This window comes from Algoriphagus jejuensis, from assembly GCF_039523455.1.
Classification (GTDB): domain Bacteria; phylum Bacteroidota; class Bacteroidia; order Cytophagales; family Cyclobacteriaceae; genus Algoriphagus; species Algoriphagus jejuensis.
On sequence record NZ_BAAAFI010000008.1, the window covers coordinates 133,734 to 150,668 of the forward strand.

General features: G+C 46.5%; 13 protein-coding genes and 1 other RNA gene. 5 read left to right on the plus strand and 9 right to left on the minus strand.

Features of this window, described 5'->3' with window-relative positions; genetic code table 11:
- The first annotated feature begins 28 nt into the window (after positions 1 to 28).
- Together ABD031_RS10135 and ABD031_RS10140 are read left to right on the plus strand one after the other, a co-directional pair.
- On the plus strand, positions 29 to 1,630 hold the full coding sequence (locus ABD031_RS10135) for a LysM peptidoglycan-binding domain-containing protein (protein ID WP_343850989.1): 1,602 nt from the start codon (positions 29 to 31) through the stop codon (positions 1,628 to 1,630).
- Positions 1,631 to 1,653: 23 nt separating this feature from the next.
- On the plus strand, positions 1,654 to 2,646 hold the full coding sequence (locus ABD031_RS10140; RefSeq protein WP_343850991.1) for a DUF3078 domain-containing protein: 993 nt from the start codon (positions 1,654 to 1,656) through the stop codon (positions 2,644 to 2,646).
- On the opposite strand, the gene ABD031_RS10145 is transcribed toward ABD031_RS10140, so the two are convergent.
- Entirely contained in the window at positions 2,643 to 3,098 is a 456-nt protein-coding gene (locus ABD031_RS10145; protein ID WP_343850993.1) for a hypothetical protein, read from the minus strand. The genes ABD031_RS10140 and ABD031_RS10145 overlap by 4 nt on opposite strands.
- 134 nt (positions 3,099 to 3,232) lie before the next feature.
- Positions 3,233 to 4,378, minus strand: a complete 1,146-nt coding sequence (locus ABD031_RS10150; protein ID WP_343850995.1) for a DNA polymerase III subunit gamma/tau — start codon at positions 4,376 to 4,378, stop codon at positions 3,233 to 3,235.
- Between the two features lie 313 nt (positions 4,379 to 4,691).
- Here ABD031_RS10150 and ssrA point away from each other — a divergent pair.
- Positions 4,692 to 5,094: a transfer-messenger RNA gene (ssrA, locus tag ABD031_RS10155) on the plus strand.
- 623 nt (positions 5,095 to 5,717) lie between these two features.
- Here ssrA and ABD031_RS10160 read toward each other — a convergent pair.
- The 6 genes from ABD031_RS10160 to ABD031_RS10185 form a co-directional block, all read right to left on the minus strand.
- Positions 5,718 to 7,199, minus strand: a complete 1,482-nt coding sequence (locus tag ABD031_RS10160; protein WP_343850997.1) for a sulfatase family protein — start codon at positions 7,197 to 7,199, stop codon at positions 5,718 to 5,720.
- A 132-nt stretch (positions 7,200 to 7,331) separates the two neighbouring features.
- Positions 7,332 to 8,810, minus strand: a complete 1,479-nt coding sequence (locus ABD031_RS10165; RefSeq protein ID WP_343850998.1) for a RagB/SusD family nutrient uptake outer membrane protein — start codon at positions 8,808 to 8,810, stop codon at positions 7,332 to 7,334.
- 45 nt (positions 8,811 to 8,855) lie between these two features.
- Positions 8,856 to 12,257, minus strand: a complete 3,402-nt coding sequence (locus ABD031_RS10170; protein ID WP_343851000.1) for a SusC/RagA family TonB-linked outer membrane protein — start codon at positions 12,255 to 12,257, stop codon at positions 8,856 to 8,858.
- A 147-nt stretch (positions 12,258 to 12,404) separates the two neighbouring features.
- Positions 12,405 to 13,415, minus strand: coding sequence for a FecR family protein (locus ABD031_RS10175; RefSeq protein ID WP_343851002.1), 1,011 nt, complete (start codon positions 13,413 to 13,415; stop codon positions 12,405 to 12,407).
- A gap of 190 nt (positions 13,416 to 13,605) precedes the next feature.
- Positions 13,606 to 14,253, minus strand: coding sequence for an RNA polymerase sigma factor (locus ABD031_RS10180; protein WP_343851004.1), 648 nt, complete (start codon positions 14,251 to 14,253; stop codon positions 13,606 to 13,608).
- Positions 14,254 to 14,575: 322 nt separating this feature from the next.
- Positions 14,576 to 14,929 (minus strand): winged helix-turn-helix transcriptional regulator, encoded by a 354-nt coding sequence (locus ABD031_RS10185; protein WP_343851006.1) that lies wholly within the window; start codon positions 14,927 to 14,929, stop codon positions 14,576 to 14,578.
- 111 nt (positions 14,930 to 15,040) lie between these two features.
- On the opposite strand from ABD031_RS10185, the gene ABD031_RS10190 reads away from it, so the two are divergent.
- Positions 15,041 to 16,039, plus strand: a complete 999-nt coding sequence (locus ABD031_RS10190; protein WP_343851008.1) for a YhdH/YhfP family quinone oxidoreductase — start codon at positions 15,041 to 15,043, stop codon at positions 16,037 to 16,039.
- Between the two features lie 64 nt (positions 16,040 to 16,103).
- Here the strand turns inward: ABD031_RS10190 and ABD031_RS10195 are convergent, their stop codons facing one another.
- Positions 16,104 to 16,640: a VOC family protein gene (locus tag ABD031_RS10195; protein ID WP_343851010.1), complete on the minus strand. Its 537-nt coding sequence runs from the start codon at positions 16,638 to 16,640 to the stop codon at positions 16,104 to 16,106.
- A gap of 38 nt (positions 16,641 to 16,678) precedes the next feature.
- On the opposite strand from ABD031_RS10195, the gene ABD031_RS10200 reads away from it, so the two are divergent.
- On the plus strand, positions 16,679 to 16,935 hold a 257-nt coding region (locus ABD031_RS10200; RefSeq protein WP_343851011.1), incomplete at its 3' end, for an Lrp/AsnC family transcriptional regulator.

The following is a 16,935-nucleotide window of genomic DNA, read 5'->3' on the forward strand; positions in this document are numbered from 1 at the left end:
GGGAAAAGTAAAACGAAAGTACCTTTCGATGAAATCCCGACACCTCCTCCCCCTCCTTTTTCTAGTCCAATTACTCAGTATTCATCCGCTTTTGGCACAGATCCCACAGGTTCCGGCACAGCTGGAATTTGCCGATCTGACTCTGAAAATCACCTCGCAGGCACAGCGCGAGATCCAGCTTGACGTCGACGCTCAATACCGAAACCCATCCTATTTCAAAGTGAAACAGGAACGGGTAAACCTCTATCTCCCGATCGTGGAGCGAGAGTTGCGTAATCAGGGCGTGCCGGACGACCTGAAATACCTCGTCATCCAAGAAAGTGGACTGATCCCCGATGCGGTCTCCACGTCCAATGCGGTAGGATTTTGGCAGTTTAAGCAGGGAACAGCCGAGGAAGTCGGGATGAGGGTAGATGCGCAGATCGATGATCGCAAAAACATAGCAGCCTCCTCGCGCGGAGCTGCAGCCTATCTCAAGAAACACAACAATCAACTCGATAATTGGATGACAGCCTTGGTCTCCTATCAAATGGGATTGGGAGGCGCCAAAAGCTACTTTGGCACCCAATATTCCGGCAAAAAAGTTGTCGAAGTCGACAGAAATACGCACTGGTACTTTAAAAAATTCCTCGCTCATAAGATCGCTTTTGAAAACCAAACCGTAATGTTTGCTTCAAATCAGCAACGGTTGACCGAAGTCACCGTGCAGGGGCCTGCTACCATGGCGGCACTGGCTAAGCGATTTGGAGTGACTGAGAGCCACCTCAAGGAATACAACAAATGGGCAGGTCACGGGAAGATCCCAGCGGGATCATATACCATATTCTTTGTCAAAGAAGGCTCACTGCCAGTTGAGACTGCGGTGATCAAGACCGAAACCAGGCCTAAGACGAATCAGAAGCAAACAGCTTCTTCCAAAAACTCTCCGGCTTACAAGCAGGCCAATTCCTTTCCGAGGATCTCCGGAAATACGACCAAAGCCAGCCAACCAAACCAAATCACAGTCAATGAACTGGATGGGGTCCAAGCCTCAAAAACCACCTCTCCAGAAAGATTTTCACAGGAAATCGGGCTTAAGGAAAAGAAATTCCTCAAGCTAAATGACTTGGATGCCAACGATCGAATCGAGAGCGGGAAGTACTACTACACTGAAAAGAAAAAAACCAGCGCCGAGGTCGAAACGCATATCGTGATGCCGGGAGAAACGCTTTGGTCCATCTCCCAGAAATATGGTCTACGACTCTCATCTCTAAAGTCAAAAAATCGAATCAGAAAAGACTCCGACCTGAAGGCCGGCATGGTATTGAACCTGATCGACCCTAGAAAACGCGGAGAGGACATTCAGATCGTTCCTGTCGCTCTACCTGTACAGCAGCAGCGAACCGAAATCGCTGCCTCCGAGCCAAGGGCAACCGAGAATCGAACCGTAGAATATACGCCAAGACCACAGCCTGAAAGCCAAAAGGCCTCCACAGCCAACCGAGTCACCCACAGCGTTAGCCAGGGCGAGACCCTTTTTGCAATCTCCAAAAGATATGGCGTGTCAGTCGATGAATTAAAGTCCTGGAATAACATCGGAAGCCAAAACATCATCAGCATAGGCCAGAAATTGGTTATCTTCACGCCCTGATTTGCCTGTCAAACCATCGATTAATGAGTAAGATTTTCCTTTTCACCGGGATCCTGATTTTCCTTTTTAGCGCTTCTTCCTTTGGTCAAGATCGCCTGGTTATTCCCGATACAGTTTTGATCAATGGTGACACCCTGCTCATGCTGGGAGATTCGATCTTGATTGATGAGCCGATAAAGGAAATTTTCTGGAAAACCGGCGGCAACTATAACCTCAACATCCAGCAGGTCGCGCTGAGTAACTGGGCGGCGGGTGGATCGAGTTCGTTTGCGCTCAACTCGGGCGTCTCCCTTTTTGCCAACTACAAGAAGGACTCCAAAGTTTGGGACACGCAACTAACCGTCAATCTGGGCTTTAACAGGCAAGGAGCACGATCGTATCAAACCCGTAAAACCAACGACAATTTTGTCTTCGTCAGTAACTACGGTCGACAGATCTCTCGACTCATGTATCTGAGTACGCAGTTGGATGCCCGAACCCAGCTCCTGCCCGGCTATAAATATTCTAAGCCCGCCGGGAGTGAATTTGAAATCCGGACCAAAATATCCGACCTCCTTTCGCCAGGTTACCTACAGTCCTCGACAGGTTTGAATCTGCGAAAAACTTATGAAAACAAAGGAAAGATCTCAATGATCGTCTCCCCTTTCACCGGTCGATTCACGATCGTAATGAATGATTCCTTGAGTAGTGTTGGAGCCTTTGGGGTGATCCCCGGAGAAAACGTCCGCGCCGAGGCAGGAATGTCCTTTGCCGTAGGGCTGGTGGACTTCAAGCTGATGGAAAATGTATCCTGGAAGGCCGACCTCAACCTCTTTTCCAACTATGAAAGCTTCGGCAACATGGTAGTCAATTTCAACTCGATCATCAGACTAAAAGTCAACAAATTCATCTCAACCAGAATCGAGACCGCCCTGATCTACGACGAAAATGTCTATATCCAACAGGACGATGGCTCAAAGAAACAGGCTGTACAGCTACAAAACCTGATCAATTTTGGGATTTCTCTGGATTTCTAAAAGTCGACTTCAAGTCCAAACTTCCGCTGAAACTCGGCCAACGCGGCATGCTTTTCCTTTAGAAAATTGAGCTTGTCGGTGTTTGTATATAGTTTCGGTCTACCATTGTCAACCTCCTCTTTTAGCTCAACGGTGATGAGTACTCGACCCGCTCCCGTCAACTTTCGGATCAGGCCGACCAGCTCCTGCTTGATTTTTCCTGCAATCTCTTCCTGCATGTGCCCCATTACTTCCAGGACAACTTCTCCCCCTTCTCGTACTTTTATCTGCTGATCCAAGATCGCAAGTTCCATATTTTTGCCAGCGACTCTGAAATGCTCCTGGATGGCGTAGACATGCTGATCAAACAGTTCCTGCGTCAGTGCGACCGAAGATCCGGTGGGTTTTATTTCTACCGTTTCTTGAGTCAAAACCACCTTGGCATTCTCGCTTTCCTTGGCCTTGTCATCCACCAATTTCTTGGTATGGCTGAGGCTGGTTGGGATGGAAATAGTGGTCTTAAGAGGAGTTTTTTTCGCAGTGGAAAAATCAGCAGGTGCAGGTTCAGCGGCCTTCGCTGACTCGGCTACGGAATCTGGTTGTTCACTCAGGCTTTTTTTTTTGGTTCGACACTGGCAAGTGTTGCCAGTCTAAAGGCCTGAGGAAGTTTGGCCATTTTCATCAGTGCCAACTCCACATGCAAGCGTTGATTTTTGCTCATCTTGTAATTGATGTCACATAGATTGGCCTGATTGAGAGCCGAAAGCAAAAAAGAAACCGAAGCTTGCTGGGTTTGTTGAAGGTAGCGTTCCCGAGCCGACTCAGATACCTGCAGGAGTTCGACAGTCGCCTCGTCCTTCACCACTAGCAAATCTCTAAAATGTTCACTCAGGCCCACGATAAAATTATGTCCGTCAAAGCCTTTCTTCAGGATCTCATCAAAAATCAAGAGCGTTGCGGACAGATCCTCCGCCAAAAGCGCATCCACGACTTTAAAATAGTAGTCGTAGTCGAGAATGTTGAGGTTATCGATGGTCTCTTGGTAGGTCACCTTTTTCCCGGCGGAATAGGTCACGATCAAGTCAAAGATAGAAAGTGCATCCCTGAGAGCTCCGTCCGCTTTGGTAGCGATCAGTCGAAGGGCTTCCTCTTCATAGTCCACCTTTTCCTTTTCCGCGATATGCTTCAGGTGCTCCGAGATGTGCTTGATCTGGATCCGGTTGAAGTCAAAGATTTGGCAACGGGAAAGGATGGTCGGGATGATCTTGTGCTTTTCCGTAGTGGCCAAGATGAAAATCGCATACTTTGGCGGCTCTTCCAGCGTCTTCAAAAACGCATTGAAGGCCGCGGTCGAAAGCATGTGAACCTCATCAATGATATAGACCTTGTACTGGCCTTTTTGCGGGGCATAGCGCACTTGATCAACAAGGTTTCTGATGTCGTCTACCGAGTTGTTGGAGGCCGCATCAAGCTCATAGATATTGAAGGAAGCGTTGTTTTGAAAGGAAACACAGGACTCGCATTTGCCACAGGCTTCGTTGTCCTTAGAGACGTTCTCACAGTTGATCGTCTTGGCCAAGATTCTTGCGCAGGTCGTCTTGCCTACACCACGAGGTCCACAGAAGAGAAACGCCTGTGCCAGGTGGTTATTTTTAATGGCATTCTGAAGCGTGGTGGTGATGTGCTGCTGCCCCACGACACTTTTGAAATCTGCCGGTCTGTATTTTCTTGCCGAAACGACGAAGTTTTCCATCGCTGCAAGATATAAAAAACTCGATATTCCGACAGGTGGAAAAATGCCCTTCGGGAAAGTTTTTCGCTAACCAATTGAGGCTTAAGGAGTGAAAATTGGAAGATTGAAAAAATGAAAAATTCGCCGGAAGAGTTGATTAGCACTGTCTAAAGTTCACTTATCATTCCGGCTTCGACTCCGCTCTGCCTGACACGACTTCCGCCTTGGGAGGAGTCGAAGGGCACTATTTTGCTCGTAAATCGTATTTCATAAATCGTAAATCCCTTGGCTCTTGGAACCAAAATTCAATTACATTTGTCATCCTATTTCAAATGGGGCTGACCGGTTTTGACAGTAAGTGTAACCATCGGGCTCGCATGCAAGCTGGAGTATGTACGGCCTTGAAAGATTCATACGAATGATAAATGGCGAAACTTCTTACGCCATGGCTGCTTAATCTAACCTTTTAGGATAGACTGCTTAAAGGGTTGAGTCACGAGAGTGATTCCCCAGCCACATCCCTCCGCCCCCCGTCCTTTCGGGGTGGATTCCGGGGTGTCGACTTGATTGGACTGCTGCCTGTGATGCTATTAAGCAGGCTTAAGACTCGGTAGCTAAGTCAGGACAAGGTGTGTCATCCAGCATATTCTGATCGAAAAAACAACCGATGACTAAGCATGTAGACGGTACGGTGCTTCCTTATCTGGACGCGAGTTCGATTCTCGCCAGCTCCACAAAAACCTGTAGATCATAGATTTGCAGGTTTTTTTATGAAATAGTGATAAATGCCCGAAAGGTTCTGACTAAACCTTTTCAATCTTATTTCCAGCTGAACTGCCTTTTCTCAAACCTTCACTCACTTTATCATCAAAAGCGTCCTTCAATTCAGTAATAGGCAATTACCTAAGGTCATCCGGTGTAGAAAGATGTTGAACTAATAAACAATAGCGCGGATAATTCGCTTTCAGAAAGCTACACAACGCTCCACCCTCGAATTCTTCCAAAAGAAAAGTGCTTTTATCGCAGTAAAGAACAGCGAAGAACAAATCAACTAGCTCTGGTTGCTTCTCGATTACTTCATAGAGGAGTTTTACCCTGTTTTCCTGATAAAATAGTAGTCTTATCCAAGCTGAAATAGTCAAGCGGAAGATTTTCGAATTCAGGGTTTTTCTATGATAGAACATTAACAGAACAGTTTCAGGGCCATAGGTTCACCTGTCCCATTTCTAAGCAGCAAAAAAACGGGCAAGACCCCTTTTACAGAATCTTGCCCGTTTTCAATTTTTTAGCCTGTTGGTTTTTCCGGATCGATGCTTCTAGGAATCAAAGTGAGGACTTCCAAAAAAGACCAAATCTTGCATCACCGATTGATCATGAGATAGTTATCATTTCGGAGACTATCCTTGTCGTCATAGAGGTAGTTCCACTGCGTCATGTAGTCATCGGCCGGCAGAAACTTGTCATTGGTTTGTTTTAGTCTGGCTTGAAGCACCTTTTCCATCTTGTCTTGGAGGCCTTTGTATTCGGGTATTCCTACCAGATTCTTCTGTTGAAAAGGATCCGTCTGATTATCGTACAGCAGCCAAGGCCCTTTCAAATCTTTCACATAAGTATATCTCTCACTCCTGATCCCCCTGAACTCCCGGCCACCGTTTGAAAACTTCCACTCGTGAAAGGGCACCGGCAACATGATCAAGGCTCCTTCATTGCTGATGTCGGTTCCTTTCATCAAGGGCTTCGAAAAGTCCGTCCCTTCTACTGTATCCGGAATCTTGATCCCGCTCAATCCCAGCAGCGTCGGCAGTAAATCCGGCGTGTTGATGGGTCCGGTGATCTGTCGGGGCTTCGTCAGTTTCTCGGGATACCGGATCAGCATCGGCACTTTGATCGACTCGTCGTAGGGTCTCTGTTTTCGCAAAACGCCCTTGGAAAACAACATGTCTCCGTGCTCAGAAGTAAACACGATGATGGTGTTGTCGGATAAACCCTCCTCTTCGACAGCTGCCAAGAGATCCCCCATCGCCTTATCCAGCGCAGTAATATGAGCATAATAGTCGGCGATGATCTGCCTTGCGCTATCCCGTAGCTCTCCCGGGACATTGTCCCGAAGTGTGATCTTGGCTGGGTCGTAGAGCTTTCGGTACTCTTCGGGCGCGGTATGGTAAGGGTTGTGCGGAGGCCCCCATGAAAGCATCATCAGAAACGGGTTTTCCTTGTTTCTTTTGATATAGGAGATGGCGCTGTCCGTCTGGGGAAAGGCATCGTAACCTTTCCAGAATTGCTTTTCGTCATTTTCGTCAAAGTAGTAGGAGTTGTTGTAGTCGTGGGTCACTTCCCGCACTTTCCAATAGTCAAACCCTTGCCTACGGTCTTTTGGAACCGGCTTGTCTCTGGCACTGAAGGGATGTTCATCTCTGGCATGTCCATTCAGATGCCATTTGCCAATGTATCCGGTTTGGTAGCCTTTTTCCTTGTAAATCTCTGCCAGAGTCAAGGCTTCGTTGGGAAGCGGTTTGTCATTGTAAAACACGCCGTTGGTCAGGGGATATTGGCCTGTGAGAAAGCTTGCTCTCCAAGGCGCACATACCGCCATAACGGTCACGGCATTTTCAAATACCAAACTCTCTTTCGCCAGCTTGTCCAAGTTTGGAGTGATGACCTCGTTATTACCCGCATAGCCCACTGCGTCTGAGCGCCATTGATCGGCAAGGACGAAGATGACGTTGGGCGGGGCGGCTTTCTCCGCAGGAGCCTTCGATTGGATGGATTTGAATCCCAGGACCGACAAGACTCCCAGAGCCAAGAGTAAAAACTTAAAGTCTTTATGAATGCGTTTAAACATGGTTCATATGTGGATTGATGATTGTATTATTCTCGGATGAGGCCGGGTTTCAATCCGGTTTTCCGGAGACTGAGTAGCGGATGGGTGAAACAAATTGGCTTCTCATTCCTCCATGTTCCCCTTACATCGTGCTTAATAACCGGGATTCTGTTCCAAGCCATTGATCAAGATCTGCTCCGCGGGAAGGGGCGCCAGTAATTTATAAGGAGCTATCTGATAAGCAGAGCTGAAAAGAAAATCCTTTTCGGCCTTCTCCCTCTGGCCATGGGCTGTCATCACCTCGACCGCTTTGCCGGTTCTCTTGAGATCATACCAACGTTGATTTTCAAAACAAAACTCCACCTGCCGTTCTTTGGCAATCAGATTTGCCAGAGAGGCCTGATCATATCCCGACAAAGGAGCTGTCAAGCCCGCCCGGTTCCTAACTTGCTGCACATAGGCAAGGGCCTCTCCTGTTCTTCCCTGTTCGTTGAGCGCCTCTGCGTACATCAGCAATACGTCAGAATACCTCAGCACCGGCACATTGTCGCCAGTTCGGTCGTCAGGCGCGGAGATAGGCCGCTGGTATTTGCCGGTATAGGCTATATCCCTGACCACACCGTCCCAGTCCGGGCCATTCCAGATTTTGATCGAAACACCCTTCCTCAGGTCTCCTTCCTCAAATGCATTCCTGAGGTCCGTAGTCGGCATATTCCAGCCAGCAGAGGTCATATTGATGGCTGGTCTCATGGTGATACTGCCTGCTGACGTCCATGGGGCAAACATGAAGATAAATCTGTTTGAGAGTTCCCGGTTGATCTCAGAATATTGCACGCTGAAGATGGTCTCTTTATAGTCCTTGCTTCCCGGATTAAACAAATCTGCATAATTCGCAAGCAGGGCGTACTTGTTGGAGTCCATCACTTTCTTCAGCGCAGCTTCAGCTTTGCTGTAATCTTTGAGGGTCAAATAAACCTTGCCCAAGAGTGCGTAGGAGGAATACAGATTGGCGCGTCCATTTTCATTGAGATTACTTGCTGATTCAAACTCTGTAATGGCCGCATTCAGATCACTGACAATGCTGTTGTAGACCTCGGTCTCCTCAGATCTATCCATCTGTAGTGCCTCGTCCGCGCTGATCGGCTTCAAAACCAAGGGAACTCCGCCATACTGTCTTACCAGATTGAAGTAGTAAAGTGCGCGCAAGAACAAAGCCTCACCAGAAGAGCGGTGCTTATAGCCGATGTCCGACCACTTGACCTCTGGTCTTTCTATCTCCAGCAGAAGCTTGTTGCATCTGTTTATTCCGTTGTAGGATAGGTTCCAAAAATCGGCGTAGGCTCGGTTTTCCGCAGTGATGATGAACTGGTCAATCACTCCCCGTACTGCTTCCCCTGTCCTGTTATTGTATTGAAAGCTTGTGTTGTCGGATATGAGCTCCGAGATCACCCAATGCGTGTTTTTCTCAAAATCCCTCAAGGGAATATAACAGCCGTTGGCCAGTATGATAAACTGCTCCTCGGACTGGTAAAAATTCCCCTCATTCAATGTGGTCTCGGGATAGATATCCAGAAAATCATGGGAACACGAGCTTATGATGAATAATGAAAGGATATATATTAACTTTTTCATGTCGCTACAATTAATAGTTAGAAATAATGGGTTGATAAAATCCGATTAGAAAGACAGGTTTATGCCCATTGACATGGTCCTGGAAAGCGGATACGAAGTCATATCAAAACCTGGAACCAAGGTGTTATTTTGGTTTGCGGCCTGACCTTCAGGATTAGCACCCTTGTATTGTGTGAACATGGCTAAATTCTGAACCGTGAAATACAGCCTTGAGCTTTTGACCACCTTGAGCTTCTTGACCAGACTCTCTGGAATGGTGTAGCCCAAGGTCAAGTTTCCAATCCGTAGATAAGAGGCATCTTCTACCCACAAGGTAGACACCCGGTGTCCCCAACTGGGACGCACCTTAGGCACTCCGGAGTGGATGCCATCCCCCGGCTCATCCCTGCTTCTCCATCTGTTTTCCCAGTCCTGATCCACATTGAAGAATCCCTGGAGGTTATCGGTCGTTTGTCTCAAACCATTCATCACTTGGCCGCCATATTGGCCGTTGATGATGATTCCCAAGTCTAGATTTTTGTAAGAAAAATTGTTGGTCAAGCCGAAGATGAAATCGGGATGTGGGTTGCCAATGATGGTGTAATCCAAGACGTCATTGATGATACCGTCTCCATTCACATCCTTGTATTTCACATTCCCCTCATACACTTGGGGGGAGTTGACCACTCCGGGCTGACTCAAATATTCCTCCGTATAGATCCCCTCGAGGACAAACCCAAAAAACTGCCCGATAGGCTTGCCGACCACAGAGACGTGGGTGGGATTGCCGTCATTGTTTCCCGCGAGGATCCTCACGGTATTGTCGTTCAAAGACAAGATCTCATTTCGGTTGAAAGCAATATTTCCGTTGATCGTCCAATTGAAATCACCGGCAATGGGAGTTCCGCCGAGCGCAATCTCTATCCCCTTGTTTTGCACACTTCCCTGATTGATCGTCTGGGTATTAAAACCGGTGATGGCAGGAATCACGTCCTGAAGGAGCATGTTTTCGCTTTTTCTCACAAAGAGATCCACCACCAGGAAAGCCCTGTTTTTCAAGAAATCAAAATCTACCCCGACGTCTATCTGATTGGACTCCTCCCAAGTCAAACCTGGATTGGAAAGCCCTACGCTAAATCCATTTACTTGGGTGTTGTTGAATATATAGGACCCGGCACTGATGTTGGCCAAATGGGCGTAATTACCGATGTTGTTGTTCCCGCTCTTGCCATAGCTCACTCTCAGTTTCAAGTTGTCCACCCAAGAATCCGCTCCGAAGAAATCCTCCTCGGAAATCCGCCAAGCGCCGGCCACCGAGGGAAACATCGCAAAACGATTGTCGCTTCCAAACCGTGATGAACCGTCGGAGCGAAAGGTTGCGGTAAATAGATAGCGTTGCTTAAATGAATAATTCAACCTTCCCAAATACGAGATCATACTCCACTTCTCCACGCCTTCTCCCCAGGCATCAATGGCCTGAGCGGCATTTATCGTAGTAATGAGGTCGTTTTGGTAGGGACTTGCGCTTAGATTGATGCTGTTGGCAGTATACTTCTGAGCGGTATATCCGAGCATCGCGTTGAAGGTGTGATCACCTTTGGTCAGGTCATAGTTCAAGGTGTTTTCAATCAGCCAATCAAAGCTGTTGAAGCGATTATTGCGGGACCTTCCCGTTCCAGAGGTTGGAGGTCGGTTGGAACCACCGATTGTACTTGGGATGTATTCGAAAAACTTCGAGGCTTCGAGGATGGTATTCAGCGAGGAGTTGAAGCGAAGATTTGGAAGGATACTCCATTCGACGAAGGCCAGACCCAAGTTTTGAAATGAATTCTGCTCACTCGTCATCTCCTGGAGTACAAACAGCGGATTGGCGAAACTCCATGCTGAGTGGTACTTGCTTTGGGGAGCGACGACATAGGGTTTCAAATTCCCGTTTTCGTCATAGGGCGTGGAGATCGGATTTGCCCAAATACTTACTCCCAAGACATCTTCTCTGTTCAGGTTGGTATTTGCCCGGTTCTGCGAAATGAAGGTAGGCTGGATGGATGCCCCGAGCTTGATCTTGTCATTGAGATTGGACTCGATCCCAATTTTGCTGCTGAGGCGCTCGAGTCCGGTCTCTTTGACGACGCCCTGCTGATTAAAATATCCCAAGCTGAAATTGATTCGGGTATCGTCTGTACCCTTTTGCAGGTTAAAATTATAGTCTTGGATAGGGGCATTTCTGAGTACTAAGTCATACCAGTCGGTACCGTCTCCGCTCAATGCATCCAAGTCCCGATATTCCAGGGGATAGTCTTCCAGCGTTGCTTCCCTTTTTTCCCTCAACTCCACTTCAATATCAATCCGATCCCGCTGAAACTGCGCAAACTCCCGCTGATTCAGCATGTTTGGTCTGCCTTTCTCCGGCACTTTCTGTACGCCCGCCATGGCCGAAAAAGTAATGTTGGTCGTATTGTACGAGCCCTTTTTGGTGGTGATCATGATCACGCCATTTGCCCCTCTCGATCCATAGATCGCTGTGGAAGACGCATCTTTCAAGATGGTAATGGATTCGATGTTATTCGGATCGATAAATACCAGAGGATTCAAAGATTGGTTCATACCGGCGGAATAGGGCATCCCATCCACCACATAAAGGGGTTCGTTTCCGGCCCCCAATGAACCACTGCCTCTGATTTTGACAGAAGTTCCCGCGCCAGGAGCACCAGAAACCTGCTGTATCTGCACGCCAGCAACCTGCCCGATCATCTTTTGGTCCACCGAAGACACGGGGAGATCCTTTACCGTCTTTTCATTGACTGAGGCAATGGAGCCGGTGACATCCTCTTTCTTTTGGGTACCGTAGCCCACTACGACAATTTCCTCAAGCGCCTGCTCATCCTCTAGGAGGACTACATTGATTTCCGACTGATTACCAACTCCAACTCGCTGCGATTTATAGCCGATAAAAGAAAAGATCAACTGATCCCCGGGTTCCGCGGCAATTGCATATTTACCATCGATGTCCGAAACCGTGCCTACTGTAGAACCCTCCACGATCACGGTCACTCCGGGAACAGGCATTCCATTGGCATCGCGAATGACGCCTACAATATCCATTGCTCCTTGTCCATCCGGCTCATCCTCAATTTCCGATTCCTTTGCCGGATCCCACATGGATATGTTTCTGTTTACTTGCTGAAAATTGAGACCAACCTGCTTGCCGATCTCTTTCAACAGCTCCTCAACCGATATATTCGCCTGGTTTATCGAGATTTTTTTGCTGAGGTATTCCTCATTTTCCTGAATGGTAAAGTGAAATTCCGTCTGTCTCTCCACTTCCTGTAAAACCTTGACCAGTTTTTCCTCGGAGAAATTTACACGAACATATACTTCATCAATCTTTTGGGCACTGATGGTGTGCGCAAGTACCACGTTAAACAAGAGCATCTGAATCAGAAAACCATAGATGGAATACTTTGTCATATGCAGTATTAGCTGTATTGATTTATTTGTCATAATTTTGGGTGTTAGAGTACTGACCAGTATTTTAATAGGTTAACAAAAAAGCTTCCACACGTTTTGTTAACCGGTTCAGAATCGATGGGGTGCGAACCCATTGGTTCTGTTTTCCTAAAAGGATATTGTTATCTTGGATTCGTCTATTTCATAGGCAAATTTTTTAGAGTATTGGAGATCTGTTAATATATCTTTCAAGGTTTGACTCTGATATTCTGTAGTTACTTTCCAGTTTTTCGGGACATTTCCCTTGACTTGAATTTGTACACCATACCATCTTTCCAGCCTTTGGACTACTTCCTTTAGGGAGGCATTGTTGAAGACCATCTTGCCGTCCTTCCATCCGAGCACCTCTTCGGCGTTGAAGGGCATTTCCAAAAAAGACCTGGTTTCCGGAACCACTTCAAGCTGCCGCCCGGGATTTAAGATCACCGACTCGTCGGCATTTCCGATTTGGTTTACCTTCACTTCCCCTTCCAGCAGCGAGACCCTGACCACCTTCGAATCGCCGAAGGCATTGACATTGAATGCGGTGCCCAAGGCAAGGGTTTCCACGGTCCTACTCTCGACTACAAAAGGCTTGGTCTTATCCTCTGCAACCTCAAAAAATGCCTCTCCTTCCAGGAGCACCCTTCTCTCCTTGCCTACAAATCCCTCTAAAAATTGGATTTGTGAACTGCTGTTCAGATAAGCTATCGATCCGTCGGGAAGAAATATCTTGGTCTTTTGTCCTGCCTTGTTTTCCCTCAACACATAGCTCGGAAGACTCGTTGGCTGTTCTACCGTGGGGGTCTCCCTGGTTTGTGACCAATAAAAAACCGCAAACGAGGAACTCACCAACAGCAAGATGACTGCGGCGTATTTCATCCAAGAGATTCCGGCTGAAGCCCTCATTGGCTTTTCAGCCTTTCCCTTTTGCCAAATCTCCCCTATTCTATCCTCGACATTTACCAAAATCGGTTCGGGATTTTTCTCATTCCAAACCTTCCTCAGCGTCTCCATCAACTCCAGATTGCCTTCATCCTGACTTGCCCAGTCTTCCAGGATTTGAAGTTCTTCCGGAGTGGCAGTATTGGTCAGCCAGCTGGTGAGAATTTTGTCAATGTGGTCTTCAGGTCCTTTCACATCTTAATAGACAATCCTGATTGAAGAAAGGCGTAATGGGTTTTGAATATTTTCTAAAATATTTTTCGCCCGTAACTCAGCCTACCAGTATATCCTACCGGAAAACACTATTTGAAAGGAATATTAAGGAGAAAGCACTCTTGTGGAAGATGGAGATGTATCGCTGGGAAAAGCTATCGGATTGCTTCTCCTACCAGCTGAAAAAGTGGAAATCCAAAAGCAGCAGCGATCCCAAAACACCGACTTTGGAGATGATAGATACGATCTTTGTCTGTTTGAAGTGGGTGGATTGGTAAAGCTCAATCTCCGTCCTTAGATCCCGAACGGCCAATTCGAGGTGCTTCTTAACCGTCTTCTCGGCAATATCCAGCAGCTTGGCGACTTCACCGATCTTCAAGCCGTCATCTTTGACCATCTTATACACCAGTTTCCGTTTTTGTGGCAGGCTATCCACGCATGACGCGATCTTCTGTCGCAGCTCCGTCGTCAGTAGTTGCTGAAGGGGTTGGGTGTATTCCCCCGTATTTAGATCCTGCTGATCAAGTTGGGTAAACAGCCTATTCTTCCGCTTGTTTTTCTTCAGCTGGTTTAGGCATTGGTTCTTGACCGAATAATAGAGGTAGCCTTCAAAGTTTTCGATATCCTGAAGTTCTTCCCCTTTCTGAAGCAGCCGCACAAACACCTCAGACACCATGTCTTCGGCTTCCTCATGCTCGGACAAAAAGCAGGAAGCAAACGAAACCAGTTTGGAATGGTATCGCTTGAAAAGCTCAGAAAAGGCCTCCTTGTCCGAATTGACGGAAACTCTATGGAGCAGAACCTTGGTTGAGCAGGACAAAATCATCAGGTTTTTGGGCTATTGGTAAATCGAGGTAATCCACGATCTGATCGATTTTCGTCACCCTGGGCTCTCTATTTCTGAAAGACTGATTGTCAGGTGACTTAATCAAAGAGATACATCGTTTGTCAAAATACCATTTCGGAAAACGGTCTTTTGAACGTCGAATAATTTTCGATTTTAACAGCCATTTCCCATCCTGCACTATCGGGTTTAGAGCCTGGCAAGGATGCCCGGTATCGAGGAATTTTGACCTGGAAAAATCAGCCCGACCCAAAGCAGCCTAATTTATTGCCTGGGTTTTTGTAGCAGATCCAGCCCGTTATTCTCCCTTATCTCCTTCTGTTCTTTCCTGCTTCTCGATATGCAAGTATCCCCATTTTCTCATTTCCCTGACTATTGGGTAAAGACTTTCACCATACTCAGAAAGATAATATTCTACCCTCGGAGGAACCTCCGGAAAAGCCTTTCTGGTGATTAGGCCATCTTTTTCAAGCTCGTCCAATTGTTTTGCGAGCATTCTTTCACTAATAGTGGGAAGCGTCCGTTTCATCTCACTAAACCTATTCCTTCCCTTTTTGATCATCACGATCAGAGTAGTTTTGCATTTGCCTTTAATCACTTTCAAAAAAACATCTGATGGACAGGTTAACTCGATATTTTCTAATTCAAACATATTTTTTTCTCGCTGGTTATCAGTAAAACTATAGTTTGGTTCAGTATGTGAAGCAAACGTAAGTCGTTGGATAGTATTTGTTTATTCATCAATTTTAATAAAAACGATAACATGGAAAACCAATTTAAAGCACTTCTGGTGCGAGAAGAAGAGGAAAAGTTTACTTCGAATATTGAACAAATCCACTCTCTTGATTTGCCACAGAATGATCTTTTAATTAAAGTCAGTTATTCATCGGTCAACTATAAAGACGCGCTCTCCGCTTCAGGAAACAAAGGTGTAACAAGAAAATTCCCTCATATTCCAGGCATAGATGCCGCTGGAGAAGTGGTTTCATCAACATCCACACTTTTTGATCCCGGTGATCGGGTTTTAGTGACAGGATACGATCTAGGCATGAATACCTGGGGAGGATTTAGCGAGTATATCAGTGTTCCAGCCAACTGGGCAGTTAAACTCCCAGAGGGGCTATCGCTATTTGATTCCATGGCCTTTGGCACTGCCGGACTTACTGCTGGCCTGTCAGTATATCATTTACTAACGAATAGCATTACTCCTGAGAGTGGAAAAATCGTCGTGAGCGGAGCTACAGGAGGGGTAGGCAGTGTGGCTGTATCCATCTTATCAAAATTGGGTTTTGAAGTATTGGCAATATCCGGCAAAGATCAGACAGCATACTTGACAAACGTGCTCGGCGCAAAAGAAGTGATTGGCAGAGATGAATTCGTGAAAAAATACGATGCAAAAGCCCTAGCTCGCGAGGAGTTTGCCGGGGGTATAGACACCGTGGGCGGAGAGATTCTATCTGGAATTCTGAAGTCATCTAACTATAATGCCACCGTCACCTGTTGCGGAAATGTTGCCGGCGCCAAACTCGAAACCAGCATTTTCCCATTCATCCTTAGAGGGATTAAGCTTATCGGAATTGACTCTGTAGAGCAACCTATTGAAGATAAAGAGAAAATATGGAAGCTACTGGCCAATGAATGGAAGCCTGACAAGCTAAATAACCTGGTCAGCGAGGTTTCCTTAAACCAATTACCGGATCTGTTCCAAAAGCTCTTGGATGGAAAAGCCCAGGGAAGATATGTTGTAAACATACATCCATGAGTTTTCCTGACCCTGGCTCAATACGATCAGTTTTGTCCAAAGACGCTTTGATCAGTGGAAGATTTTACGAAAACACTTCATCACTATTTGTAAAGGATTTGAATTCGATAGGATTGCCGCTGAAGTCAAATACAAACATCGTAAGTTGCTCCCCCACACTTCCGGAGTATCTTTTTTGTGGCTTGATGACAAATTCAATCGCGGCCTCCTCCAACTTCCGCTGAACGAGCTCAAACTCATTTATCTCCAAGAGACAGCCAAAATGTGGAATCGGAACCTTAATTCCATCGACCTTTCCGCAATAATCCAATTCCGGAAAATTGTCGCTTATGTGCGCTGAAAGTTGATTTCCAAAGAAGTTAAAGTCAAGCCAGGTATCCGTAGACCGGCCCTCTTGACACCCCAATATCTCGACATAGAATTTTCGGGTGGATGCTAAATCCTTCACTTTGAAGGCGAAATGAAATGCGCTCATAAAGGTGGCAAATAGAGAAGTTAATGCTTTGATAAACAGGTAATAGTCCGGTTTGGAGGACGCTAAACTAAGACGGAATCGGTATTTCAGGAAATTGAATCGATTGAAGATCTGTTGATTCTCCATCAAATCAGTGTTATTTACAATCAGATAACATTGATTGGATGGCAGACACCCTTGATTTGAAGATATTGACGGAATTGCGACAAAATTCCCGAGCTTCTTTTGCAGAGCTAGGCCGTACCGTAGGCCTTTCTCCCTCTTCGGTCAGAGAGCGAATCCAGCGGATGGAAATTTCCGGGCTGATCAAGAAATACAGCATTGAAATTGACTACGCACACCTTAGATTTATGCACTGGACTATTCCAAGTTTTTGGAGTATTCAAAAAGTCAGTAAATTCTTTTGGTTAAGAGGGAAACA

Excerpts from the sequence above, each read along its gene's own strand:
- ABD031_RS10135 (WP_343850989.1), top strand. The coding sequence starts at position 29 with ATGAAATCCCGACACCTCCTCCCCCTCCTTTTTCTAGTCCAATTACTC.
- ABD031_RS10140 (WP_343850991.1), top strand. The coding sequence starts at position 1,654 with ATGAGTAAGATTTTCCTTTTCACCGGGATCCTGATTTTCCTTTTTAGC.
- ABD031_RS10150 (WP_343850995.1), bottom strand. The coding sequence starts at position 4,378 with ATGGAAAACTTCGTCGTTTCGGCAAGAAAATACAGACCGGCAGATTTC.
- ABD031_RS10160 (WP_343850997.1), bottom strand. The coding sequence starts at position 7,199 with ATGTTTAAACGCATTCATAAAGACTTTAAGTTTTTACTCTTGGCTCTG.
- ABD031_RS10165 (WP_343850998.1), bottom strand. The coding sequence starts at position 8,810 with ATGAAAAAGTTAATATATATCCTTTCATTATTCATCATAAGCTCGTGT.
- ABD031_RS10170 (WP_343851000.1), bottom strand. The coding sequence starts at position 12,257 with ATGACAAAGTATTCCATCTATGGTTTTCTGATTCAGATGCTCTTGTTT.
- ABD031_RS10185 (WP_343851006.1), bottom strand. The coding sequence starts at position 14,929 with ATGTTTGAATTAGAAAATATCGAGTTAACCTGTCCATCAGATGTTTTT.
- ABD031_RS10190 (WP_343851008.1), top strand. The coding sequence starts at position 15,041 with ATGGAAAACCAATTTAAAGCACTTCTGGTGCGAGAAGAAGAGGAAAAG.
- ABD031_RS10195 (WP_343851010.1), bottom strand. The coding sequence starts at position 16,640 with ATGGAGAATCAACAGATCTTCAATCGATTCAATTTCCTGAAATACCGA.